Source organism: Sphingobium algorifonticola (assembly GCF_004005485.1).
Classification (GTDB): Bacteria; Pseudomonadota; Alphaproteobacteria; order Sphingomonadales; family Sphingomonadaceae; genus Sphingobium; species Sphingobium algorifonticola.
The window spans coordinates 390,269-412,307 of sequence record NZ_RZUL01000001.1; the positions used below are offsets into that span (position 1 = coordinate 390,269).

28 protein-coding genes are annotated in these 22,039 nt (G+C 66.9%); 6 read left to right on the forward strand and 22 right to left on the reverse strand.

Annotation, left to right across the window (positions count from 1 at the left end):
- Positions 1–63: 63 nt before the first annotated feature.
- The 7 genes from ENE74_RS01975 to ENE74_RS02005 form a co-directional block, all read right to left on the reverse strand.
- Positions 64–462 (reverse strand): peptidoglycan endopeptidase, encoded by a 399-nt coding sequence (locus ENE74_RS01975; RefSeq protein ID WP_127688958.1) that lies wholly within the window; start codon positions 460–462, stop codon positions 64–66.
- Positions 463–632: 170 nt separating this feature from the next.
- Positions 633–1,454, reverse strand: coding sequence for a DUF2163 domain-containing protein (locus ENE74_RS01980; RefSeq protein ID WP_127688959.1), 822 nt, complete (start codon positions 1,452–1,454; stop codon positions 633–635).
- A complete protein-coding gene (locus tag ENE74_RS01985; RefSeq protein ID WP_206517643.1) occupies positions 1,451–3,778 on the reverse strand; it encodes a DUF2460 domain-containing protein in 2,328 nt (775 codons plus the stop codon). Before ENE74_RS01985 ends, ENE74_RS01980 begins: the two co-directional genes overlap by 4 nt.
- A gap of 237 nt (positions 3,779–4,015) precedes the next feature.
- On the reverse strand, positions 4,016–4,600 hold the full coding sequence (locus ENE74_RS01990; RefSeq protein WP_127688961.1) for a tail tape measure protein: 585 nt from the start codon (positions 4,598–4,600) through the stop codon (positions 4,016–4,018).
- A complete protein-coding gene (locus ENE74_RS01995; RefSeq protein ID WP_127688962.1) occupies positions 4,593–4,814 on the reverse strand; it encodes a phage tail assembly chaperone in 222 nt (73 codons plus the stop codon). The genes ENE74_RS01990 and ENE74_RS01995 overlap by 8 nt, the downstream gene beginning before the upstream one ends.
- Positions 4,815–5,025: 211 nt before the next feature.
- Positions 5,026–5,352 carry a gene transfer agent family protein gene (locus ENE74_RS02000; protein WP_127689520.1) on the reverse strand — a complete coding sequence of 109 codons (327 nt, stop codon included), beginning with the start codon at positions 5,350–5,352 and terminating at the stop codon, positions 5,026–5,028.
- A 98-nt stretch (positions 5,353–5,450) separates the two neighbouring features.
- The gene (locus ENE74_RS02005) at positions 5,451–5,858 is read right to left on the reverse strand and encodes a phage tail tube protein (RefSeq protein ID WP_127688963.1); all 408 of its coding nucleotides are present in this window, start codon (positions 5,856–5,858) and stop codon (positions 5,451–5,453) included.
- An 85-nt stretch (positions 5,859–5,943) separates the two neighbouring features.
- Between ENE74_RS02005 and ENE74_RS02010 the strand changes: the two genes are divergently transcribed.
- A complete protein-coding gene (locus ENE74_RS02010; protein WP_127688964.1) occupies positions 5,944–6,282 on the forward strand; it encodes a hypothetical protein in 339 nt (112 codons plus the stop codon).
- Positions 6,283–6,785: 503 nt separating this feature from the next.
- Positions 6,786–7,010, forward strand: a complete 225-nt coding sequence (locus tag ENE74_RS02015) for a DUF3800 domain-containing protein (protein WP_338142977.1) — start codon at positions 6,786–6,788, stop codon at positions 7,008–7,010.
- Positions 7,011–7,122: 112 nt separating this feature from the next.
- Here the strand turns inward: ENE74_RS02015 and gp17 are convergent, their stop codons facing one another.
- The 10 genes from gp17 to ENE74_RS02065 all read right to left on the reverse strand — a co-directional run bounded on the left by gp17 (position 7,123) and on the right by ENE74_RS02065 (position 13,340).
- Complete coding sequence (gp17, locus tag ENE74_RS02020; protein WP_338142971.1) at positions 7,123–7,521, reverse strand: tail completion protein gp17; 399 nt, start codon at positions 7,519–7,521, stop codon at positions 7,123–7,125.
- A complete protein-coding gene (locus ENE74_RS02025) occupies positions 7,518–7,721 on the reverse strand; it encodes a hypothetical protein (RefSeq protein ID WP_127688965.1) in 204 nt (67 codons plus the stop codon). The genes gp17 and ENE74_RS02025 overlap by 4 nt, the downstream gene beginning before the upstream one ends.
- An 11-nt stretch (positions 7,722–7,732) precedes the next feature.
- Positions 7,733–8,275, reverse strand: coding sequence for a head-tail connector protein (locus tag ENE74_RS02030; RefSeq protein WP_127688966.1), 543 nt, complete (start codon positions 8,273–8,275; stop codon positions 7,733–7,735).
- Between the two features lie 220 nt (positions 8,276–8,495).
- Positions 8,496–9,638, reverse strand: coding sequence for a phage major capsid protein (locus tag ENE74_RS02035; protein WP_127688967.1), 1,143 nt, complete (start codon positions 9,636–9,638; stop codon positions 8,496–8,498).
- Between the two features lie 132 nt (positions 9,639–9,770).
- Positions 9,771–10,337, reverse strand: coding sequence for a hypothetical protein (locus ENE74_RS02040; protein ID WP_127688968.1), 567 nt, complete (start codon positions 10,335–10,337; stop codon positions 9,771–9,773).
- 61 nt (positions 10,338–10,398) lie between these two features.
- Entirely contained in the window at positions 10,399–10,593 is a 195-nt protein-coding gene (locus ENE74_RS02045; RefSeq protein WP_127688969.1) for a type II toxin-antitoxin system HicA family toxin, read from the reverse strand.
- A 17-nt stretch (positions 10,594–10,610) separates the two neighbouring features.
- A complete protein-coding gene (locus ENE74_RS02050) occupies positions 10,611–10,901 on the reverse strand; it encodes a DUF1902 domain-containing protein (RefSeq protein ID WP_164847354.1) in 291 nt (96 codons plus the stop codon).
- A 222-nt stretch (positions 10,902–11,123) separates the two neighbouring features.
- Positions 11,124–11,603, reverse strand: coding sequence for an HK97 family phage prohead protease (locus ENE74_RS02055; RefSeq protein WP_277601344.1), 480 nt, complete (start codon positions 11,601–11,603; stop codon positions 11,124–11,126).
- Entirely contained in the window at positions 11,600–11,911 is a 312-nt protein-coding gene (locus ENE74_RS02060; protein ID WP_127688972.1) for a DUF6127 family protein, read from the reverse strand. The genes ENE74_RS02055 and ENE74_RS02060 overlap by 4 nt, the downstream gene beginning before the upstream one ends.
- A gap of 133 nt (positions 11,912–12,044) precedes the next feature.
- Positions 12,045–13,340, reverse strand: a complete 1,296-nt coding sequence (locus ENE74_RS02065) for a phage portal protein (protein WP_127688973.1) — start codon at positions 13,338–13,340, stop codon at positions 12,045–12,047.
- Positions 13,341–13,443: 103 nt separating this feature from the next.
- Here ENE74_RS02065 and ENE74_RS02070 point away from each other — a divergent pair, with 103 nt between their 5' ends.
- A complete protein-coding gene (locus tag ENE74_RS02070; RefSeq protein ID WP_127688974.1) occupies positions 13,444–13,791 on the forward strand; it encodes an endonuclease domain-containing protein in 348 nt (115 codons plus the stop codon).
- 251 nt (positions 13,792–14,042) lie between these two features.
- Here the strand turns inward: ENE74_RS02070 and ENE74_RS02075 are convergent, their stop codons facing one another.
- The 4 genes from ENE74_RS02075 to ENE74_RS02090 form a co-directional block, all read right to left on the reverse strand.
- Complete coding sequence (locus tag ENE74_RS02075; protein WP_127689522.1) at positions 14,043–15,374, reverse strand: DNA-packaging protein; 1,332 nt, start codon at positions 15,372–15,374, stop codon at positions 14,043–14,045.
- 62 nt (positions 15,375–15,436) lie between these two features.
- Positions 15,437–16,099 carry a hypothetical protein gene (locus ENE74_RS02080; RefSeq protein ID WP_164847355.1) on the reverse strand — a complete coding sequence of 221 codons (663 nt, stop codon included), beginning with the start codon at positions 16,097–16,099 and terminating at the stop codon, positions 15,437–15,439.
- Positions 16,100–16,315: 216 nt separating this feature from the next.
- Positions 16,316–16,702 carry a VOC family protein gene (locus ENE74_RS02085; protein ID WP_127688976.1) on the reverse strand — a complete coding sequence of 129 codons (387 nt, stop codon included), beginning with the start codon at positions 16,700–16,702 and terminating at the stop codon, positions 16,316–16,318.
- Positions 16,703–16,872: 170 nt separating this feature from the next.
- The gene (locus tag ENE74_RS02090) at positions 16,873–17,538 is read right to left on the reverse strand and encodes a glutathione S-transferase family protein (RefSeq protein WP_127688977.1); all 666 of its coding nucleotides are present in this window, start codon (positions 17,536–17,538) and stop codon (positions 16,873–16,875) included.
- A 129-nt stretch (positions 17,539–17,667) separates the two neighbouring features.
- Here ENE74_RS02090 and ENE74_RS02095 point away from each other — a divergent pair, with 129 nt between their 5' ends.
- Complete coding sequence (locus ENE74_RS02095) at positions 17,668–18,321, forward strand: YqaA family protein (protein WP_127688978.1); 654 nt, start codon at positions 17,668–17,670, stop codon at positions 18,319–18,321.
- 333 nt (positions 18,322–18,654) lie between these two features.
- Here the strand turns inward: ENE74_RS02095 and ENE74_RS02100 are convergent, their stop codons facing one another.
- Entirely contained in the window at positions 18,655–19,128 is a 474-nt protein-coding gene (locus ENE74_RS02100) for a VOC family protein (RefSeq protein WP_241241777.1), read from the reverse strand.
- A gap of 52 nt (positions 19,129–19,180) precedes the next feature.
- Here ENE74_RS02100 and lnt point away from each other — a divergent pair, with 52 nt between their 5' ends.
- Both lnt and metK read left to right on the forward strand, forming a co-directional pair.
- Complete coding sequence (gene lnt, locus ENE74_RS02105; protein WP_241241778.1) at positions 19,181–20,788, forward strand: apolipoprotein N-acyltransferase; 1,608 nt, start codon at positions 19,181–19,183, stop codon at positions 20,786–20,788.
- Between the two features lie 50 nt (positions 20,789–20,838).
- Positions 20,839–22,038: a methionine adenosyltransferase gene (gene metK, locus ENE74_RS02110; RefSeq protein WP_127688981.1), complete on the forward strand. Its 1,200-nt coding sequence runs from the start codon at positions 20,839–20,841 to the stop codon at positions 22,036–22,038.
- Position 22,039: the final 1 nt, after the last annotated feature.

A 22,039-nucleotide genomic window follows, 5' to 3' on the forward strand; every position in this document is an offset into this window, starting at 1 on the left:
AGTGAAGGTTGGCCGCGTGCGGCCTACCGGAACTTGGAGAGGGGTTCCGCCCAAGCGCGCCCCCTACCGCCCCCAGCGCCACATCCCGATCACCGGCCACAGCGCCGCGCCCGGCATCTCCACCACCCGCCGCAAGCCCGCATGCGCATGCACGAACCCGCCCGGCACCCGCAGCATCAGGTGGAATTGCGCCGGTCCCGCCTGCACCAGCAGCACATCGCCCGGCTTGCCTGTCCGCACCCGCCGCAGCCCGGCGGCCCGCAGCCATCCGGCAAAGCGCGCCGGATCGCCGCCGCGCAGCCCATAGCCCTCGGGCACCGCAGCCCGATGCCCCGCCGCCGCCAGCGCGCAGGCGACCAGCCCCACGCAATCCAGCCCGCTCTCCGCCACCCGCCCATGCAGGCGGAACGGCACGCCGACCAGCGCCCGCGCCGCCGCGACGATCCTGTCGCCTCTCTTCATGTGCCTTCCCCTTCGGTGTTCCTGCGAAAGCAGGAACCCAGTGTCTCTTGGTCAGAACCCGGCAACCCTGGACTCCTGCTTTCGCAGGAGAACAAAATCGCGCGCAAAGACGCAAAGACGCGGCGAGCAAAATAGCCCTCCGCGCCTCCACGCCTCCGCGCGAACCACGCTCACGCCCCCGGATAGCGCGTCAGCAGATCGTTGCCCGGCAGCCACGGCTCGCCGCGAAAATTGACCGCATTGGCAAAGCGCCCCACACAGCTTTCCAGCCGCCGGTCGCAGCCTTGCGTCAGCAGCACCCGCGTCCCCGGCGTCACGGCAAAGGGCGGTGCATCGGCCAGCGTCACGCCGTCCGCGTCGCCCGCCACGATGGCCTGCACGATCCCGACATTCGCCCCGCCCAGCCAGCGCAGCGTCCCGAACGCGTAATACTCTTCCGCCCCCATCCCGCCCGTAATCCCGACCACGGCATCGTCCGCCCCGCTCGCCACCGCCACCCGCCGCCATTTGGCCAGGTCCACGCGGCAATCCCTGTCGCCCAGGGTCGCACGGCAATCGGGCGTCGTCTCGGGCGCGACCGGCGCGTTCAGCACCGCCGCCGCGCCCGCCAGCTCGGCCGTGAACGCCGCGCCTTCGCGCTCCACTGCGCCCAATGTGCCCTGCGCCAGCACCAGCCACAGCGCACCCGGATCGGTCCACTCGGTCAGCGCCAGCGTCACCGCCGCGCCGTCCCAGCGCCCCGCCTCCAGATCGCGCACCGTGATCGCATCGCTGGAAAGGGCGCCGCGCACGTCCATGCTCTCCGGTTCCAGCTCAGTCCCCTGCCGGATGGCCGAGGGCACCAGCCCCGGTGCCGCGCGATACCGCACCCCGCCGACCGTCAGATCGCGGTCGTGGCTGGTCAGGCCGATCGTCACGCCGTCGCGCCGCGCCAGCCGCCAGCAAAAGGCCAGCGCCGAAAGATCCTGCCCGAGTATCGCCGCCGCGCTCATGCGCGCAGCTCCACCAGCGGCACCGAAGGCACCTCGCCCGCCGCATGCGTTGCGCGGCTCACTTCCAGCGCATCCTCGGCAAAGCGCACCGGCACGTCGAAGCGAAAACCGGCCGTGATCGCCGCCCCGGCGGCGGGCGCGATATCGAAGGCGATCACCCCCAGCCCCGCATGGCTCCACCCGCTCGTACGCTCCACACCGTCCACCGCGATCCTGATGCTCCCCGCCACCGGCCGGGTGATGATCCGTTGCTGCGCGTCCCCGCCCGCTCCGTAATATTTGCACAACTGGAACGCGCTCGCCGCGCCGTCCCCCGTCCCCAGAAACTGGTCGAGCGGCCCCGGCGTGTCGCCCAGCGCGCAGGACCGGTCGTCGAACGGATCGGTAAAGCGAAAGCCGCGCGCCGCCCCCCGTCGCGCCCGGAAAAAGGCGATCAGCGTCGCCACGTCGCTTTCGGATCGCACCCCCGGCCCGACATCATAGCGCATCCGCGCATCCGCCCAGTCGCTGCTGCGCCGCTCATGCCCCGAAAGGCTCTCGACCGTCTGCGTCGAAAATGTCGGAACGACGCTCGCCTCGCGTCCCAGCGCCAGCGGAAAGATCACATCGTCGAACGCCTGCACATCGCTCTCCTCGTCCAGCGTGAATAGGGTCAGGCCGTCGCGCGCCACCTGCGGCAGCGCCCACAGGAAGGTCCGCGCCGTCCCCCGGTCGCGCGCCGCCCGCGCCGCCGCCACGATCCTTGGCCATTGCGCCGCCGCATCCTGCGCCAGCAGCACGAAGCCCGACAGATAATGCTGCGCCGCCACCGGATAGCCGAGCCGCGCCGTGGCTTCCGCGATCCCCCGCGCGGTCAGCGCCACGCGCCCCTGCGTCACCCAGTCATAATCCTCCAGTTGCAGCACGTCGAACGCCGGGGCCGCCCAGCCGACCGGCATGTTCACACGCTTGGCTTCCGGCGCGTCAGGGTCCAGGATCGTCGGCAGATAGACGAGCAGATGCGTCACCGCGTCGGGCGCCACCGCCTTCACCGCCGCGCACAGCGCCGCCGTCGACTCCGCCAGCACCACGCCCGCCAGATCGAGCAGCGCCCGCTGCGCCGCATCCTTGCTCCCCCGCACATCGGGAATGGAAACCAGCGCCGCGCCGAACCGCGCCCGCGCCGCATCGTCATACAGGCATATCCGCCCGTCGGCGGGCAACACCCACCACCAGGGTTCCCCCACCTGAAATTGCACCGGCAATCCCGCGTCCAGCGCGATCCCCACGAATGCCTGCGCGACGCCCTGCAAATAGCCCATCGCCGCCGCATTGGCAGGCGACAGCAGGGTGGAGGGCGGCACCCACCCCGTCAGCGCCGGATCGCCGTTCTCCGCCCGCTGCTTCCACGCCTGCGGGCAATGCGCGTCGAACAGTTCGTAGGACAGCGACCAGATGATGCCGAAGCCCAGCGCCTGTGCCCGTTCCGCAAAGTCCCGGTGCCAGGCCACGCACGGCGCGTTCAGCGCCGCGCCGCCAGCGCCGGTCGCGATCCACCCCGCCCCGTCACGCGCCAGCGCGAAATAATGGCTCATCCCCACATAATGCAGAATGTCGCCGCGATAGCCGAGCGCGAGCATCGCCCGGATCAGCCGTTCGGACGTCTGGTTGAAACAGTCGTCGTAACCGTTGGCGATGCCGATCCCATGTTCGGGCAGCATCACGTCGCCGACCGCCAGCACCGATCCCGCCCCGTCGCAGGCCATGTCCGTCATCGCCGCCCAGCCTTCGACCGGCGCGGCAAAGGGCGTGCCGCCTTCGTCATAGCCCGGCGGCACCAGCGACACGAACATCCGGTCCACGTCCCCCGCCCACACCGGATCGGCCTCGCCCGGCAGCAGGAAGCCGCCGTCGAGCGCCGCGAAATCAAGGCTGATCGTCGCATCCTCCGGCGTTCCGACGGCATAATTCCACAGCCGCACATACCAGCTTCGCGGATTTCCGGCGGCGTCGCGACCCTCGATCGTCAAGGTCGGGCCATTGATCGCGTCGAGCGGCAGTATTCCCCCGCTCCGCCAGCGAAACCGCAACACGCAGCCCCGGAAATCCCGGTTCGTTTCATAGACGAGCAAAGGGTGATCCCACCGGTCCTCCGCGTCCCAGATCAGCCCGGCCAGATCGCCCGACCCGCAAAATGTGGCATCGACGCGCAGACTGTCCGGCCCGGTCGTCGTCACCGCCGCCATCATCGGCCGCGGAAAATTGACTGTCCAATAGGGCGCGGCAAACCGCTTCATCCACGCCCCCTCCTGCCCCGCCCGGGCATCCGCCAACCAGTGATCCATCATGATTTCCCCTATAAATCCTCCCCTTGCAGGGGAGGATTTTCGCGCGCCGCAAATCCTCCTCCCCCATTGGGGGAGGGCAGCGAGACTTGGCAGCGTGCTGCCTAGTCGCAGCGGGAGAGGGGCCGCGCCCTATCGATAGCGCGCAATCCCTCTCCAAGGTCCGGTAAGCCTTTGGCAAACCTCCCCTATCCTCTCCCACAGGAGAGGATTTAAGGAGCAACAGTGCGCCCCCCGCTAATCCCCCACAGCCCCCCGCACCGCCCGCGCCACTTGCCGCGCGCTCCGCGCCAGGGCGCGCGGCGCATCGCCGCCCGCGCCGTTGACGTTCACCACCACCCGCACCTCGCGCACGCCGCCGCCCATGCCGAAACCCGTGCCGCCGCCCGGCACCACCTGCCCGCTCGACGTCGGCACGAACAGTTCCGGCCCGCGCTCGCCCACGATATAGCCGCGCCCGCCGACCACCGGCCCGCCCGTCGCCCGCCCCGGCAATCCCAGCAATCCGCCGACCACGCTGCCCGCCAGCCCCAGCAATCCGCCACCGCCGCCGGACCCGCCACCCAGCGCCCCGATCCCGCTGCGCAGCGCCGATCGCGCGATCTCGTCCAGCACCCCCACTGCCACCCGCCGCAGATCCTCGAACCCGAACGCGCCGGTCCGCACCGCGCGCAACAGCCCGCTTTCGATCGCCCGCCCCGCCCGGTCCGCGCCTGCCGCCAGCGGCCCTTCCAGGCCACCGCGCATCGCCTCGACATCGCGGGCAAAGCCCTGCACATCGGCCCGGACGCTGACCACCAGCCGTTCCACTTCCTCATCCATCGGGATACATCTCCATCAATCGCGCGATCGTTGCGGCGTCGGGCGGCGCACCCCCGCCCCCGCCCCCGCCAAAGGGCACCGTCCCGCTGTTCGCCGCATCCAGTATCGCCCCCAGCTCATCGGGCGTCGCCCCCCAGAACACGTCGGGCACCCACCCCAGCACCAGCGCCGTCACGCCGGAGAGGCGAATGGCAGTGTCGGTGAATTGCGTCATGAGATCGCCCTGTTCACAGCCGTTCTCCTGCGAAAGCAGGCTGCGTCCTGAGCCTGTCGAAGGGTGTCCAGAGCGGCACGCACCGCGCCCGGAACACTGGACTCCTGCTTCCGCAGGAGAACAAGATTTCGCGCGGAGCCGCGGAGGCACGGAGATGCTCGCCCCAAGCCCATTCCCTCCGCGCCTCCGCGCCTCCGCGCGAACCCAATTCTCACCCCGCCCCCTCCAGCACCTGCCGCAGCACGGTCCGCAGCACCGGCATCGCCTGCGCCACCCCGCCCTGCACCAGCGCCTCGCCGAACGCCGCGCGCGTCATCCCCTCGGGTCGCGCGGCCAGGCAATGCCAGAACAGCGCCGCCATTTCGCCCAGCGCCAGCTCCCCCGCCGCCGCCCGCTCGACCAGCGCAAACAGCGGCCCCAGTTCCGCCTCCGCCGCCACCAGCGCCGCAAAGCTCGGTCGCACCACCAGCGTCGCGCCCCCGATCACCAGCCCCGCCTCACCCCGCGCGATATTGGGCGGATCACTCCATACTCCCACTCCGTTCGTGCCGAGCCCTTCGACTGCCTGCGAAGGCAGGCGCTCAGGACAGGCCAAGGTCGAGGCACCCCGCGCACCGCCCGCCGCCACCTTGCCCGTCACAGGCTCACCACCGGCCCGCTGCTTTCCAGGCTCACGGTATAATTGCGCTCGCCGTTATAATCCCCGGCATAGTCCAGCCGCGTGACGAGGAACCGCCCGCGCATCCGCTCGCCGCTGTCGAAGCTCAGCTCGAAATCGTCGATCGTCCCCGCCAGCGCATGGTTGCGGATGCGCACCTCGGCCGCCGATCCGGTAAAGATCCCCGCCGCCGATACGCTGACGGCACGCACCCCCGCGCCCGACAGCAAGGCCCGCCATCCGCCGCTGTCCTTGCTGGTGATGTTCACTGCCTCGCCGCTCACCGACATCTGCGTCGTGCGCAGCCCCGCGACGGTCTCATAGCCCGGCGGCACCGCGCCATCGCTCACCTTCAACAGAAAGCTACTTCCATTTTCCACAGCCATATCGCATGTCTCCGTTCATGATTGGTCACAGGCCCGCAACGGGCCGGACAGCTTTTGATGTCGCGCAAGGGAGAGGAACCTGGACATGATCGCTTTCACATCCGCACTGATGCTCATGCTTGCCGCCAACCCGGCCGACACGATGGGCAAGGCCCGGCAGGATTATTCGGCCTGCCTCTCCCGCTTCATGCAGGACGCGCTGGAGCGGAAGATGGACAAGGATGAATATAAGGGCGCGCTGAAAGCCAAATGCGCCGACCAGGAAGCCGCCTTCCGCACCGCCATCCTCGCCTCGGACAAGGCGGACGGCATGAACGCGAAAGACTCCGCCGCCGACGCCGACGACCAGATCGCCGAATATCTCGACAAGTTCACATCCGAATATGAGGACTATCAGAGCAACGCGGCACCGCCGGGGGCATAACCCCTCCTCTCCAGTGGGAGAGGATAGTGGAGGTTAGCCGAAGGCTTACCGAAACTTGGAGAGGGGTTGCGCAGCCAGCGTATCAATCTACCGGTCGTCAATTGCGTGACAAAACCGCAGAAATGCTGGCATATAAACTTTTGCTTATGTGTCAGCGCAACTTGACGATTGCAATTTTTTTTCACAGTATGCGCAACGCAGCATCCATCCGCTGCAGTGATAGTCACACTACCTTATCGTCAGGGTCTTTGCTTTAGAAACCAAACGAATACTGGCGGGGCCACCGGCGAGTGTGTTGTCGCACACTTTCCAAAGACCCAAATCGCCAGCGAGTATAAGAACGTACGAATACGCGCTTCATAACACACCTCACATTTTGGACGTTGGCTTGAGGCCAACCCTCCGAGAAGCCCCGTGCCCCTCGCGCGTAAAAGGGACTTTGGGTCGGAGTTCAAAATGTGGGGTAGTGTGACTACCGAATAAGGTTATCCCGCGAGTCGCAGATTCGGTCAAGGGGTTGCGCTTGCAAATCTGTTCTTGAAATGATCTTCACAGACAAGAAAGCCAACTCGGGCGGCCTGCAATTGGCCGATCTGATCGCCAGGCCCATCGGTATAAAACGACTACGCCCGGAGCAGGTAAACAGGGCCTATGATATCATCACCACCAAGTTTCACCGCAGTGCAAATGGCAGATTCGACGGCATAGGCCTGAAGTGCTTTCCCTAAAAAAGCGAAGGGCCCCGGTTACACCGAGGCCATGACGCCGACTGGGAACAACCCCCTGTCCATTTGTTGATAATGTAGCAAAATTGCTACAAAAGTCAATTGACTTGTCAACTCACCCCAACACCCGCACCCGATAATCCACCGTCGCGCGCCAGCCTTCTTCCCGCGCCCGCACGATCCGCGATCGCAGCAGTCGCGCGCTTGCCACCTGCCAGCCCGGCACCGTGATCCGCCCGATCGCCGCATCGGCCAGCGCCAGCATCTCCGCCAGCGCCGCGCCCGTCTCGCCCTTGTCTTGCACGATCAGCGTCAGGCGCACTTCGCGGCCCGGCGCGTCCTTCGTGCCCCAGTCCGCGCCGATGCAGTCGCCCAGGATCGCATAAGGCGCGCTCGCCTTGCCCGGCGGCCCGTCGAACATGCCGTTCAGCAGCGCGTCCAGCGCCGCATCCCCGCGCAACGCCGCCAGCGCCGCCGCGCGCACCGCCATTTCCGGGGCCATTTCCGCACTCATCCGCCCGTCCTCCCGACATAGCGCAGCCGCGCATCCTCAACCCAGCGGTCGATCAGCGCGCGGCCTTCGATCACGATAGCGTCGCCCTCGGTCGAAACCGTGACACCCGGCACGGCGCGTGCCTCGTCGGCTACCCGGTCGCGCAGCCGATCCGCCGCCCGTTCCCCGATCGCGCGGCCCCGCTCCAATATGCCCCTCATGCCCATCCTCCTCATGCCAGCCGCATCCGCCGCCAGGGTCGCCACAGCGCCGTCACCGCAGCGGGCGGCGTCGCCGCATCGCCTTCGCGCAGCCCGTGCATCTCCGCCGCCATCCGCACGATGCCGTGCCGGATGCCTTCGGGGATCGCCGCCGCATCGTCCGCAATGCCCGCGCGATACCGCACCCGGATGCGGCCCGCCGCCCCTGGCTCCATCACCCGCACCCAGCCATCGCCGTGCCGATCGATGTCGATCGCATAAGCGTCGACCGCCAGAGCAAACGCCGCCCCCTCCGCCGGCACCCCCGTCACGCTTTCGATCGCCACCACCGGCCGCGCATCCAGCCGCTGCCATGTCCCGGTCCGCACCGGCATCACATCCTCGCCTGCCCGCACGATCAGCCACTGGCCGATGAACCGCTCGCACAGGTCGGTCGCCGCGCGGATCAGCCGCTCCAGCAGCATGTCCTCGCCGCCGCTGTCGATCCGCAGATAGGCCTTGAGGTCGGCCACCGGCACCGCCAGCCCCGCCGCCTCGACAATCGCCAGTCCCATCGGCCTGTCCTTTCCCGCTTCCGTCAGAAAAAGGACCGCCCGGCGCACCACACACCGGGCGGTCCTCATTAACCCCTCCACCCGTTCGCACCCCACAACCCGTTCGGGCTGAGCTTGTCGAAGCCTTCCCCTGAACGGAGTGAAGGGCCTTCGCCTACGGCTCAGGCGAACCCTTCGACAGGCTCAGGGCGAACGGAATGTAGGTCCGTTCTCATCCTGCCTACGACACCGCAAACTTCATCAGCTTGATCGCCTCGCTGTTCGCCACTGCGCCGCCGATCCGCTTGACGGCATAGAAATGCACGAACGGCTTGTTGCTGTACGGATCGCGCAGGATGCTCGTTTCGCTGCGCTCCGCGATCACATAGCCGGTCATGAAATTGCCGAACGCGATCGACAGGCTGTCCGCCGCGATATCCGGCATGTCCTCGGCCTCCACCACGGGATAGCCCAGCAAGGTCGCGGGCGCGCCGCCGTTCAGCCCCGGCTGCCACAGGAACGCGCCATCGGCGGTCTTGAGCTTGCGGATCGTCGCCAGCGTCTTGCTGTTCATCACGAAGCTCGCCCCCTGGCGATAAGGCGCACGCAGCGCCTGCACCAAGTCGATCAGCCTGTCCGCCCCCGCGCCGCTGGCAAAGGCGCCCGCCGCCCCGCTCGCCACATATTGCAGCGATCCGAACGCGCGCACCCCGTCCGCCTCGGCCGTGGTGGTGTAGGTCAGGAAGCCCCTGGGCCGGTTGGTGCCGTTGCCGGTCACGAACGCCGCGCCTTCCGCCGCCGCAAACTCGCGCCCGATTTCCTGCGCAAGCCAGCCTTCGACATCGAACGCGGCATCGTCCAGCATGGCCTGGCTCGCGGCGGGATTGGCGAACAGCTCACCGGAGGGCGGCGCGATTTCCGCGAAGTTCGGCGTCGCCGTTTCCGCCCGCGCACCCGTCTCCGCGGCCCAGCCCGAAGCGATGCCGCCCGTCGCCACCAGCTTGCGATATCCCGCCGTGCCCGTCCGCACGACATTAGCGATGGCGCGGATCGGCGAGGCGGCCTTGAGCACCCCGTCGATCGACGCATCGATTTCGCGCGGCACTGCAAAGCCGCCCACCGGACCCGAAGCGCCCGACAGGCTCTTCAGCTCCAGCCCCGCTTCCTGCCCGCGCCGCAGATAGCGTTCGACGAACGCGGTCCGCGCCGGATCATCCTCCGCTATGCCCTTGACGCCATCGAGCGCAGGCCGCTGCGCCGCAACGCCCCGCGCCGTCACCTGATGGCGCAAGGCAGCGACATCCGCCTCCAGCGCCGCGATCTTCTCGCCCTGAAGAACCGCGTCAAACGCACTCTCCAGCGCATCCGCCTTCACTTCCAACATAGACTTCTCCTCTTTGGTGATCTTCAAACGGCACAAAAAAAGCGGCCCCGAAGGACCGCTCGTGAAAACCGCTTATATCGTCACCCCTGCGCAGGCAGGGATCTCAGGCGTTGATGGGCTTAAAGCCGAAACCTATCGCTGCACATCGACGCCATCTGATGATGCCGCAGCCTGCATGTCCAGGCTCTTGAAATAGAACTGCCCGGTGGAGCAACTTGCCGATGCGATGACCGGTCCCTCAATCTTGAACGGCAGAATGCGTTCGACACCGGCAAATGTAACTTTGGCCTTCCCCTTTCCATCAGTGATGATTGCGAAGGGAACAGCGACATTCATGCCTACTTTGCCGAACACCTCCGGCTCGCGGCTATTGTTACTCGACTGGAATGCCACAAAGACTTCACCTTTTTTTACGGCTTTCTGTTGTCTTTCGGCTGTTATGCGAATGCCGACCATATGATTGCCATCAACACTCTGGAGCCGGGCATTGGCAACCGGCATATATTGTGCATCCGAAAGCAATTCCACGGCATTCACCGTGCCGCGCAACACATAGTCCGGCCCGGATTGCTCCATCTTGACCTGCGAATAGCGACCCGCCCGCGTATCGCAGTCATATTCGATGACTCCGGCATGGGCCTGTCCCATGGCAACTATCGCAACCACCGATCCCGTTGTAAAACGTACCCATCCGATCATCGCTTGCTCCGTGACTGAAAATCGCGGGACCACTTCGTGCCAAGCATATCCGCACACCCCCTCAAAACGCCTTGGGCAACCCCGCATCCTTCAACGTTCCATTGGCGGTATGCTTCACCTTCACGCCACGATCCAAGGTTACATGGCGATCGGTTATCGGGCTGTACCAGATTTCATGATCGCCCTTGCCATGTCGGACGAAGCTACATCCTGCGGCCAGCAATAAGGCTTTCACATCACCGTAATAGCCTGCCACGCCGCCCGGCTTGCCTGTCAGTAGGCGAGTTGCAGCGGACTATCGAAAATAGGCCGGATGGTGGGGCGGGGTCGATCGTCGGATAGGGCACCATGCTTTACCGGCTTTGCTTTCGCGAGGCAGGCAGCGATGATCTCTTGCTCGTTAAGCGCGATCATTTCGGGCGCAGCTTCCTTAAGGCGCTCGATAAGCGACCAAGGGTCATCGGCTTCCAGCCACAGGCCGGGGATATCGGATTCCGCAACGTACCAGCGATTTGTCTCATCATCGCAGGCGATGTGTACAGTCAGCTCGAACGTCTCGTTCATGGTCCGATTGCTCCATTGCAGCCCCCTGCTAATGGTGCCCCACAAAGATTGAAAAGCTATAAAGCGACTCATAATGCTCCGATATTCCATATGGTGTCGTCGAACGACCATACAACGGTCAGCATATATTCCCCCTCGATAGTTCCGTGACGATTACATACTCAGTATGAAAATCGCAATTGTGTTTACAACGCATGTTGTGCGTACTGCGTTGTACCCATCTCACCCCTCCACCGCCACCACCCGCGCCAGCGGCTGCATCGGCGCCCGCACCAGACTCACCTCCACCAGATCCAGCGCCAGCAATTCCCGCGGTCGCGCCCCCCGCGCCGCCTTCACCCGGTATCCGAACGACAGCCCGCCCATCGCCCCCTCCCGCAGCATCGCCATCGCCGCCCGCCCCGCCGCCGTCCGCCCGCTCACCCGCGCCACCACGCGCAGGCCGCGGGCGTCCTCGGCCAGCGTCTCTACATAGCCCAGCGGCGTATCGGGCCGATGCTGCCACAAGAGTGGCACCTGCCGCCCCTTCAGCGCCCCGAACGCCCCCCGCCGCACCACATCGCCCCCGCGATCCACCGCATCGAACACCGCCGCATAGCCCGCAAACCTAAGCCCCTCACCGTCGCCAAAGCCCCCCTCCCGCCTGCGGGAGGGGTCTGGGGAGGGCCTGTCCGATTGATCCACGGCCACACCCCCCCTCACGACCGCACCAGCGCAAACAGCCCCATCTTCACCGCCATCCCGATCAGCACCAGCGCCAGGCACCCGCGCACCGCCCAGCCGATTGCCGCCGCCCGCGCCGTCTTTTTCGCGTCGCGCCACGCACGCAGCAGCTCGCGCAGCTCCGCCACATCCTTCTCCGCGCCGCGATCGGCCAGCCCCAGCCGCTCCAGCGCCCGCCCCGCGCCCAGGTCCGACGCCTCCTCCACCAGCGCGCGGATCATCACCAGATCGCCGCCATCGGCTTCCGCCTGGCTCACCAGCCGCGCCAGCATGTCCGTATCGTGCATGAAACCGCTCCATCTTTACAAACACACTCCCTCCCCGTTCGCCCTGAGCGAAGTCGAAGGGTCAGCCTGAGCGTAAGCGAAGGCACTTCACTTCGTTCAGTGGAAGGCTTCGACTTCGCTCAGCCCGAACGGTTCATGGACAGCTCGGAAGCCTCCTCCTCCCCCCCACCCCGATCCCCAGCATCGCCCTTTTCTCCTCGCCGCTCAGGAAATCCGCCGCCGCCACCCGCTCCCACAATGCCGACCGTTCATCCGCCAGTGCAGGCACCGCATCCATGTCCACCCGCAGCACCAGCCCCGGCCACCAGCCCGACAATCCCTGCGCAATCCCGCCCAGGATCATCGCCGCCATCGGCAGCACGCTTTGCCGCCACAGCGCCTTGTTCGCCTCGCGATAATTGGCATAAGCATTGTCGCCGGGCAGGCCGATCAGCATCGGCGGCACGCCAAAGGCCAGCGCGATTTCCCGCGCCGCCGCGCTTTTCAGCCCCACGAAGTCCATGTCGGCGGGCGTCAGGCTCATCGACTGCCATTTGAGGCCCCCTTCCAGCAGCATCGGCCGCCCGGCATTGCCCGCCCCCTGAAAGGCGCTTTCCAGCTCCGCCTTCAGCCGGTCGAACTGGTCGGGGGACAATGGCACGCCGTCCGCCCCCGGATCATGCACCAGCGCGCCGGAAGGCCGCGCCGCATTGTCCAGCAGCGCCTTGTTCCACAGCGTCGCCGCATTGTGGATCGCCACCGCGCCCGCCGCCGCGCCCGCGCAGCCCAGGCCGTAATGATCGTCCAGCGGATGCGCGCTTTTCAGGTGGATGATCGCGATGCGCCCCGCTGCATCTTCGGACCACAGCCGCGTCACATGGTCGCCCACGCGATAACGATAGGCCATCGGCCAGCCGCGCGTGTCGGCCTCCACGCTCACCCGCTCGGGGCGCAGCGCGAACAGCTCGGCGGGCATGCCGTCGGCATCGCAGGCGATCTGCACATAGCCATTGCCGTGCAGCAACAGGTGCATCGCCAGCGTCTCGATCAGCCGCTGCCCGCCCGATCGCCGGTCGATCAGCGCAAGAGCCGCGGCCTGAGCGGAGGCCCGAGCGGAGGATTGCGCGGAGAGTCGCGCGGAGGCCTGCACGGCGGATGGCCCCTCTGCTGCATCGGGCTGCGCTTGTGCGGGGAGGGGTAGTGCGTCTGTGGAGGCGTCAGCGCCGCCGCCGCTCGCCAGCACCTGCACGCTGCCCACGCTTTCGCACACCAGCCGCACCGCCCGCTGCGCCACCGGATTGCCGATCACCCCGGCGCGCACCTGCGCCTCGTAGGACGCGGGCCAGTCCCCCAGCGGCGTCACGGCACCCCCGCCCCATCCCCCGCCAAAAGGCCGCGCAAAAAAAGGCCGCGCAATCGCCTGCGCGGCCTTGAAGCCGAACCATTTCATGTGTGTGTGCTCCTGTTATCCTGTATTATCCTCTCCGGACGGAGAGGATAGCGAAGGTTGGCAGCTTGGCTGCCTACCGCAGCTTGGAGAGGCGTTCCGAACGATGAGACGCAGAACAACCCTCGCAAAGTCCCTCCGCCGCAACCCCACCGACGCCGAAAAAGCCCTCTGGCCCCACCTCCGCGCCAACCGCCTCGACGGCCACCATTTCCGTCGCCAGTCCCCGGTCGGCGACTATATCCCGGATTATCTCTGCGCCCGCGCGAAACTCGTCATCGAAATAGACGGCGGCCAGCACGCGATCGACGCCGAACAGGACGCCAACCGCACCGCCATCCTGCAAAGCCAGGGCTACACCGTCCTGCGCTTCTGGAACCATGATGTGCTGGGCAATACCGAAGGCGTCGTGGAGGAAATCCGCCGCACCTTGCATATCATCACAGGCGACTGATCCCCTCTCGCCCCCCCCGGCATCCTGCGCATCATCACAGGCGGCGCAATCCCTCTCCAACTGCGACTAGGCCTGCGGCCAAGTCTACGTATCCTCTCCCAACGGAGAGGAGAGAAAGGCAGCGCACCTTTGTCTCCGCACCCGACGCAGCCCCCCACCGCCTCTCCGGACGGAGAGGATAGCGAAGGTTGGCAGCCTGGCTGCCTACCGCAGCTTGGAGAGGCGTTCCCCCGCCAGCAACGACGCCCCTCTCACACCCCCCGCACCCTAGCCTCACCCCCGCCTTTCCCCAGCATCAGCCAGCTGATCCCCCACACCAGCGCGTCCGCGCGGTCCGGGGATCGTCCCGGCCCCGCATAGACTCCGCCCGTCAGCATCCCGCACATCTGGTCCTCCAGCATCGGGAAAGCGCCGCGATGCGCCACGCGCCCCGCTTCGTACAGGGCCGCCACCGGTTCCGCCCGCGCCACTTTCCCGCGCGATGCATGGACGAGGCGCAGCGGCAGGTTCGCGTCCACCGCGCGCAGCACGCTTTCGATCATCGCCCCGCCGTTGTTCGCCTCCGCCACCACCCGGTCCGCACCATAAGCATGCGCCGCATGCACGACCGCGCGCGCCCAGCCTTCGGGACGCAGGCCCGCGACGCTCGCATCGGCGATCACATAGGCGCGCCCGTCGCCGCCCGTCCCCGCCACGATGATGCCGCACGCGTCGCCATCTCCCGCCCCGGCCGGCGGATCGACCGCCACCACCACGCGCGTCAGCACCGGCGAGTCCACACCCCCCGCATCCCCGCCCGGCACATGCGCCACCCGGCACTGCTCGATCAGGGCGCGGGTCCACAGCGCACCGTCGATATCCTCCACCAGCTCCCCGTCCAGCTCCTGCCGCCCCAGCCGCGTGCCGCCGAACTGCGCCGTCACGCTTTCCAGAAAGGCAGGCGGCAGGTTCGCGCCATTCTCCAGCGTCGCCCCGCGCGTCAGCACGACATCCTGCTCGATACGACCCAATAGCGCCCGCACCAGCGGCACCGGCCGCGGCGTCGTCGTCGCCACCACGCGCGGCCGCTCGCCCAGCCGCAATGCCAGCTCCAGGTTGCGCCACGCCTTTATTCCCAGCGGCCATTTGCCGATCTCGTCGGCCCAGGCATGGCTGAACTGCGGCCCGCGCAGCGCCTCCGGGTCCGACGCGCCATAGATGTGTGCCACCGCGCCCGATCGCCATTGCAGCCGCCGCAGCGCCGGATACCACATCGGCCGGTTCCATTCCGGCGCGATCGCCAGCAGGCCGCTTTCGCCTTCCACCATCACGCTGCGCGCCTCTGCCGGGCTGGCCCCGATCAGGGCGATGCGCGCGCGACCGTCGCCTTCGGCAATGCCGCGCACCCATTCCGCCCCGGCGCGCGTCTTGCCGAAACCGCGCCCCGCCATCAGCATCCAGATGCGCCAGTCGCCCTCCGGCGCGATCTGCGCGGGCCGCGCCTGCTGCATCCAGTCGGCCCGCATCGCCGCCACGCCTGCCGCGCCCAGCCGCGCGAACAGCGCATCGCGCGCCGCCCGGTCGGATCGCAGCAGCATTTCCATCCGCGCCAGGCCCCCCGGATGGTCCGCTTCCCCATGGGCCTGCTTCACCTCCGTCACGCCCGTCACCCCCTGGCCTGCGCTTCGATCATCGCCCGGTTCGCCGCATAGCGGGCCGCCATCGCGTCCATTTCCGCCTTCATCCGCGCCACCACATCGGGCGCGTCGGGCCGCGCGCCCTGCTGCCCGCCTTGTTGCCCACCCTGCTGCATCGCCAGCCGCGCCGCGCGCCGCGCCTCCACCGTCGCCCGGTGCGCCTGCAACAGGCGCAGCGCGATCGCATGCGGCACCGCCGTCACCGTCTTGGTCGCTTTCACCCGCGCCATGGGGCCATGGCCCTCACGGATCACTTCCACCCGCTCCGCCCCGTGCAGGCAATCGCGCAGCATCCGCATCTCCAGCTCGCAATAGCTTTGCTCGATCGCATCGTCCCACGCCTCGGCAAAGGCGGGATCGCGCTGGCGCAGATCATAGGCGCTGGAATAATGCAGCCCCGCCGCGCGGCATCCCTCGCGCACATTGCATGTCGCCGCCAGCACCTGCAGGAACAGCGCGCGCCGCGCGTCGGTCCACCCGTCCTTGCGCGCCTTGCGCAGCTGCCTGCGCGTTGTGCCATCCCCCCGCGCGCAGGATTGCAGCACCAGCGGACCGGAATAGACCGCTATCCCGCCATCCTGTCGCGCGCGCCCCTTCCCCTTGCCGCCGTTCGCCATGTCCGCCTCCCGCATGCGCCAAGCCCCGCCCGCGGGCCGCGCACAAGCAAAAGGGCCGACCCTCACGGACCGACCCTTGCTTGCACACCCTGCGGCGGCGACTCACTTTTCCCAATATCGACTCATATGCCAGATCAGCGTCACGCTGTCAAGACATTTGTGCCTATCTGGTTACACAATTCCTCCCCTTGAAGGGGAGGGGGACCGCCGCGAAGCGGTGGTGGAGGGGTGTTACCCCGCGCGATAGACCCCACACAGCTTGTTCCCCGCCGGATCGCGCATATAGGCCAGATAGAGCGGACCGAACGGCCCCTGGCGGATACCCGGCGGGTCTTCGCACGGGGTGCCGCCGTGTGCCACGCCCGCCGCGTGCCAGGCATCGACCTGATCGCCCGATGTCATCGAAAAGCCGATGGTGCCGCCATTGGCGCAGCTCGCCGGTTCGCCGTTGATCGGCTTGCCGATGATGAGCAGCCCGCCCGACGGCGACATATAGACGACGCGGCCGCCATCCGGCGTCGGATTGCCCGGCGCCACGCCGATCACCCCCAGGGTGGCATCGTAAAATGCCTTGGACGCATCGACATCCTCCGCTCCCAGCACGATATGGCTAAACATGGTCTCGTCTCCTTTCAGGTTAAAAACGATCGCGTAACCCGTTCCCCGGCGAAAGCCGGGGTCCAGGGCAATGAAGGACGGCTTTATGCGACGATGGACCCCTGCTTTCGCAGGGGAACGGAAGATATGGTAGGGACGGCCATGGTCGCCAGGTACAATTCAGTTATCCGCTACACCACCAGCTCGGGCCGATCCGCCATCCCTTCGATCATTGGCTTCTCCGCTTCCAGCACCGCGGCAAAGGCGGGCCGCGCCTTCATCGCCGACAGCCATGAGCAGATGCGGGGATAGAGTGCCTTGTCCACCGGGGGGCAGCAATAGGCCAGGTTGATGAAAGGTGATGCGACAGCGATATCCGCGAGTGTCAGCCGATCCTCGACCAGAAAGCCGCTGTCGGGGATCACGCTCTCCAGATAGGTGAAAAGCCGGGGCAGTTCGTCGCGCTCGGCGGCATCGGCGACCGCCGCGTCGCTCGGCACCTTCATGAACTTGGGCGCGACGATGCGGTTCCAGAACAGCTTGCCGCCGGTCGCGAACAATATCGTGTCGGCGAACTCGTCATACCAGATCGTCCGCGCCCGCGCGCGCGGTTCGGCGGGGATCAGGGCCGGCTCGGGATATTGCGCATCCAGATAATGCACGATCGCGCTGCTGTCGCTGATCGCGAAATCCGCGTCGGCAAAGCCCGGCATCTTGCCGAAAGGCGACGCCTTTTCAAATATATCGTTGCCGCGCCCCAGCCCGGCGGGCTGCAAGTCCAGCGCGATGCCCTTTTCCGCGGCGAACAGCAGCACCTTGCGCACGAAAGGCGAAGGCCGCATCCCGTAGAGGATCATTTCATGCTCTCCCGCTGGTCCGTTGTCGGATGCCCTGTTGGACAGGCGCGCATTCTATCCAACAGGTTGCATATTGCAACGATTTTCTGCGCTGGCTCCGGCGTCGGCTTCGCGCTACCGCAGCGCAGCATGCTCACCCGCCTCTATCAATGGACCCTGGCCAAGGCCGCCCACCGCCATGCGGAACGGTGGCTGTTCGCCATTTCCTTCATGGAATCGAGCTTTTTCCCCATTCCGCCGCATCCGCTGCTCGGCCTCATGTGCCTCGCCCGGCCGGAAAAGGCGCTGCGCTACGGCTTTGTCTGCACCCTGGCGTCGGTGCTCGGCGGGCTGCTCGGCTATGCGATCGGCTATTTCTTCTTCACCCTGTTCGGCGCCGCGATTCTCGATACGCTGGGGCTGGCGGAAAGCTTCCCGACCGCGCAATGCTATCTGCGCGAATATGGCGCGCAGATCATCCTGATAAAGGGCGCGACGCCCATCCCCTTCAAGCTCATCACGATCACCGCGGGCTTCGTCGGCCTGCCGCTGTTCACCTTCCTGTGGGCCAGCATCGCCAGCCGCGCCTTCCAGTTCATGATCGTCGGCTTTCTGTTCTGGAAGTTCGGGCGACCGATCAAGGCGTTCATCGAAAAATATCTCGCCTGGCTCTCCGCCTTGTTCCTCGTCCTCGTCGTCGGCGGCTTCATCGCCGCCTCGCTGCTGACCAGCGGCGAAGGCAAGACCGACAAGTGCAGCCGCGCGACGGTGGCGGCCACAGCTGGAAAACCCCTCTCCCCTTGAGGGAGAGGGAGGGGCCCGCCGCGCAGCGGTGGGAGGGTGAGGGGTATGCGCGCGCAAGGCGAGCGCCAACCAAAGGTCCGCTGCCCCTACACATCACCTCAGCCCCCATCCGTCACCCCAGCGAAGGCTGGGGTCTCGTGCCTCCAGGTCGAATGTCGCCGCCTGGGACCCCAGCCGTCGCTGGGGTGACGGGTAACAGAGCGGGGCGGCGGCGGCGCACCCCCGATCCTCCCCTGGAAGGGGAGGTGGCATCGCGAAGCGATGACGGAGGGGTGTCACCCTATCGACAGCGGGACACCCCTCCACCACCCTGCGGGCGATCCCCCTCCCCCTTCAGGGGAGGATCTCAGTGGCAAAGAGCATCGCATCGTCGGCAAAGCTCTTGAACTCCAGCGCATTGCCGCTCGGGTCGTGGAAGAACATCGTCGCCTGCTCCCCGGCCTGCCCGGCAAAGCGCACATGCGGCGCGATGCCGAATGTCACACCCGCCGCCGTCAGCCGCGCGGCGAGGGCGTCCCAGTCCGCCCGCTCCAGCACGACCCCGAAATGCGGCACCGGCACGTCGTGCCCGTCCACCGGATTGTGATGGGCGGGCCCGCCCTGGCCCGCCCCGCCCTGGCCCGGCACCAGATGCGCCACGATCTGATGGCCGAACAGGTTGAAATCGATCCACTGGTCGGCGCTGCGCCCTTCCGCGCATCCCATCACGCCGCCATAAAAGCGTCGCGCCGCCGCCAGGCAATGCACCGGAAAGGCCAGATGAAAGGGCCGGATGACGGCCTTGGGCATCGCCCGTTCCTCGGTCATTGAAGTCGCTCCGTCATTGAAACTGTCACCAAAGCGCGCAATAGCAGCATCCGTGCCCCAACGCCCCCCTTTACCTGCCCTGCTCGCCGCGCATCCCTCTGTCACCGCGCTGCTCGCGGGCCTCGCCTCGGCGGTCGGCCTTGCGCCGCTCTCGCTCTGGCCGATCACGCTGCTGTGCCTCACGCTGCTCATCCTGCTGCTTCAGGCGTCGCAGGGCAGACGGCATGCCTTCCTGCTCGGCTGGCTGTTCGGCGTCGGCCATTTCGCCGCGGGTCTCAACTGGATCGCCCATGCCTTCACTTATCAGGATGCGATGCCGCACTGGTTCGGCTATGGCGCGGTCGTCCTCCTCTCGCTCTATCTCGCGGTCTATCCCGGCCTCGCCACCTTGATCGCCTGGGAAGGCGCGCGCCGCCTGCCGCCGCCCCGGCGCGTGAATGGCCGGGTTCCCCGCGTCAGCGCCGCGCTCTCGCTGCTGCTGGGGGCAAGCTGGATCGGCACCGAATATCTGCGCGCCACCCTGTTCACCGGCTTTGCCTGGAACCCGCTCGGCATTATCTGGCTGCCGACATCGCTGGCGCACAGCGCGACGCTGGTCGGCACCTACGGCCTTTCGGGGCTGGCGATCGTCGCGGCGGGTGCGCTCCATCTCGCGCTCGGCCGCCGCATCGGCTCGGCGCTGGCGATGGCGCTGCCGCTCGCCGGGGCGGCTGCCATCGGCCTGCTGTGGAGCAGTTTCACCGTCCTGCCGCCCGCCCGGCAGACCGCCCCCGCGATCCGCATCGTTCAGCCCAATATCGGGCAGGACGTGAAATACAGCCCGGCGATGGAGGCGACCAATTTCGGCAAGCTCGCGTCGCTCTCTGGCGCGGCGGAACCGCGCAGCCGCCTCATCTTCTGGCCCGAAGCGGCGATTCCCGCCTGGCTGGACATGGAGCCGCAATGGCGCGCCCGCCTCGCCAGCCTGCTGGGGCCAGGCGACCTGCTGCTGACCGGCGGCGAGAAAGTCTATTTCGAGGACAGGACGGTGAACGGCTATACCAGCCAGGTCCTCTCCGGCGCGCACAACAGCCTGTGGATCGTCGACGCCCGCGCGCGGCTGCTGGGCCGCTATGACAAGGCGCATCTCGTCCCCTATGGCGAATATCTGCCGATGCGGCAGCTGCTCACGCCGCTCGGCCTCTCCCGCCTCGTCCCCGGTGACGTGGACTTCTGGCCCGGTCCCGGCGCACGCTCCCTGCCCCTGCCTGCGGGCACCGGTCGCCCGCCGCTCAAAATGGGGGTGCAGATCTGCTATGAAATCATCTTTTCCGGCCATGTCGTCGATCAGGCCAACCGGCCGGACTTCATTTTCAATCCCTCCAACGACGCCTGGTTCGGGCGCTGGGGTCCGCCCCAGCATCTGGCGCAGGCGCGGCTGCGCGCGATCGAGGAAGCGATACCGGTCATCCGCTCCACCCCCACCGGCATCTCCGCGCTGGTCGACGCGCAGGGCCGCATCGTCGACAGCCTGCCGCACCGCACGGCGGGCTTCATCGACGCGCTGCTTCCCCCGCCGGGCGGCAGAACGCTCTTTTCCCGGGTCGGAAACTGGGCCGCGCTCGCCCTGATGCTCGCGCTCGTCGCCTTGGCGGTTGCCACACGCCGCAACCGTCATTAAAGGGCCTATATAAACTTTTGTTTATATCAGTTCAGAATGACGGGAGTCCCATGCGCAGCCAGTTTCTCTTCACGTCCGAAAGCGTCAGCGAAGGCCATCCGGACAAGGTCGCCGACCAGATCAGCGACGCGATCGTGGACCTGTTCCTGTCGATCGACGATCAGGCGCGCATCGCCTGCGAAACGCTGACGACGACCCAGCTTGTCGTGCTGGCGGGCGAGATCCGCGGCAAGGGCATCTATGAGGACGGCCAGTGGGCACCCGGCATCCCCGAGCGTGTCGAGCAGGTCGTGCGGGAAACGGTCAAGCGCATCGGCTATGAGCAGGACGGCTTCCACTGGGAAAGCTTCCGCTTCGAAAACAATCTTCACGGCCAGTCCGCCCATATTGCGCAGGGCGTCGATGAAAGCGGCAACAAGGATGAAGGCGCGGGCGATCAGGGGATCATGTTCGGCTATGCCTCGGACGAAACGCCCGACCTGATGCCCGCGACCCTCTATTACAGCCACAAGATTCTGGAGCGCCTCGCCCATGATCGCCACGCCAAGGTGGTCGATTTCCTGGAGCCGGACGCCAAGAGCCAGGTCACCCTCGAATATATCGACGAAAAGCCGGTCCGCGCGACCGCGCTGGTCGTCTCGACGCAGCATGCCGCGGGCATGGACAATGACGAAAGCCGCGCCAAGCTGCGCGCCTATGTCAAAGGCGTGATGGCCGATGTGCTGCCGGAAGGCTGGATGCCGGACGACGCGCAGATTTACGTGAACCCCACCGGCCTGTTCGAAATCGGCGGACCGGATGGCGACGCGGGGCTGACCGGCCGCAAGATCATCGTGGACACCTATGGCGGCGCATCGCCCCATGGCGGCGGCGCGTTCAGCGGCAAGGACCCGACGAAGGTCGACCGCTCGGCTGCCTATGTCAGCCGCTATATGGCGAAGAACATCGTCGCCGCCGGCCTTGCCCGCCGCTGCACGATCCAGCTCAGCTATGCCATTGGCGTCGCCGAACCGCTGTCGCTCTATGTCGATACCCACGGCACCGGCACCGTGCCCGAAAGCGCGATCGAGGCGGTGTTGCCCACGCTCGTCCGCCTGACGCCCAAGGGCATCCGCACTCATCTGAAGCTCAACAAGCCCATCTACCAGAAGACCGCCGCCTACGGCCATTTCGGCCGCGCGCCCGATGGCGACTTCTTCCCTTGGGAAAAGACCGATCTGGTCGATCAGCTCAAGGCGAAACTGGGCTGAT

Excerpts from the sequence above, each read along its gene's own strand:
- ENE74_RS02085 (WP_127688976.1), bottom strand. The coding sequence starts at position 16,702 with ATGTTTAGCCATATCGTGCTGGGAGCGGAGGATGTCGATGCGTCCAAG.
- ENE74_RS02080 (WP_164847355.1), bottom strand. The coding sequence starts at position 16,099 with ATGCGGGAGGCGGACATGGCGAACGGCGGCAAGGGGAAGGGGCGCGCG.
- ENE74_RS02090 (WP_127688977.1), bottom strand. The coding sequence starts at position 17,538 with ATGATCCTCTACGGGATGCGGCCTTCGCCTTTCGTGCGCAAGGTGCTG.
- ENE74_RS01990 (WP_127688961.1), bottom strand. The coding sequence starts at position 4,600 with ATGGATGAGGAAGTGGAACGGCTGGTGGTCAGCGTCCGGGCCGATGTG.
- ENE74_RS02065 (WP_127688973.1), bottom strand. The coding sequence starts at position 13,340 with ATGAAATGGTTCGGCTTCAAGGCCGCGCAGGCGATTGCGCGGCCTTTT.
- ENE74_RS02025 (WP_127688965.1), bottom strand. The coding sequence starts at position 7,721 with ATGAGGGGCATATTGGAGCGGGGCCGCGCGATCGGGGAACGGGCGGCG.
- ENE74_RS02005 (WP_127688963.1), bottom strand. The coding sequence starts at position 5,858 with ATGGCTGTGGAAAATGGAAGTAGCTTTCTGTTGAAGGTGAGCGATGGC.
- ENE74_RS02095 (WP_127688978.1), top strand. The coding sequence starts at position 17,668 with ATGCTCACCCGCCTCTATCAATGGACCCTGGCCAAGGCCGCCCACCGC.
- ENE74_RS01995 (WP_127688962.1), bottom strand. The coding sequence starts at position 4,814 with ATGACGCAATTCACCGACACTGCCATTCGCCTCTCCGGCGTGACGGCG.
- ENE74_RS02075 (WP_127689522.1), bottom strand. The coding sequence starts at position 15,374 with ATGGAAATGCTGCTGCGATCCGACCGGGCGGCGCGCGATGCGCTGTTC.
- ENE74_RS02040 (WP_127688968.1), bottom strand. The coding sequence starts at position 10,337 with ATGATCGGATGGGTACGTTTTACAACGGGATCGGTGGTTGCGATAGTT.
- ENE74_RS02035 (WP_127688967.1), bottom strand. The coding sequence starts at position 9,638 with ATGTTGGAAGTGAAGGCGGATGCGCTGGAGAGTGCGTTTGACGCGGTT.
- metK (WP_127688981.1), top strand. The coding sequence starts at position 20,839 with ATGCGCAGCCAGTTTCTCTTCACGTCCGAAAGCGTCAGCGAAGGCCAT.
- gp17 (WP_338142971.1), bottom strand. The coding sequence starts at position 7,521 with ATGAGTGCGGAAATGGCCCCGGAAATGGCGGTGCGCGCGGCGGCGCTG.
- ENE74_RS02070 (WP_127688974.1), top strand. The coding sequence starts at position 13,444 with ATGAGACGCAGAACAACCCTCGCAAAGTCCCTCCGCCGCAACCCCACC.
- ENE74_RS02100 (WP_241241777.1), bottom strand. The coding sequence starts at position 19,128 with ATGACCGAGGAACGGGCGATGCCCAAGGCCGTCATCCGGCCCTTTCAT.
- ENE74_RS01985 (WP_206517643.1), bottom strand. The coding sequence starts at position 3,778 with ATGGATCACTGGTTGGCGGATGCCCGGGCGGGGCAGGAGGGGGCGTGG.
- ENE74_RS01975 (WP_127688958.1), bottom strand. The coding sequence starts at position 462 with ATGAAGAGAGGCGACAGGATCGTCGCGGCGGCGCGGGCGCTGGTCGGC.
- ENE74_RS02050 (WP_164847354.1), bottom strand. The coding sequence starts at position 10,901 with ATGAACGAGACGTTCGAGCTGACTGTACACATCGCCTGCGATGATGAG.
- ENE74_RS02010 (WP_127688964.1), top strand. The coding sequence starts at position 5,944 with ATGATCGCTTTCACATCCGCACTGATGCTCATGCTTGCCGCCAACCCG.
- ENE74_RS01980 (WP_127688959.1), bottom strand. The coding sequence starts at position 1,454 with ATGAGCGCGGCGGCGATACTCGGGCAGGATCTTTCGGCGCTGGCCTTT.
- ENE74_RS02030 (WP_127688966.1), bottom strand. The coding sequence starts at position 8,275 with ATGGGACTGGCGATTGTCGAGGCGGCGGGGCTGGCGGTGCCGGTGGCC.
- ENE74_RS02060 (WP_127688972.1), bottom strand. The coding sequence starts at position 11,911 with ATGCACGATACGGACATGCTGGCGCGGCTGGTGAGCCAGGCGGAAGCC.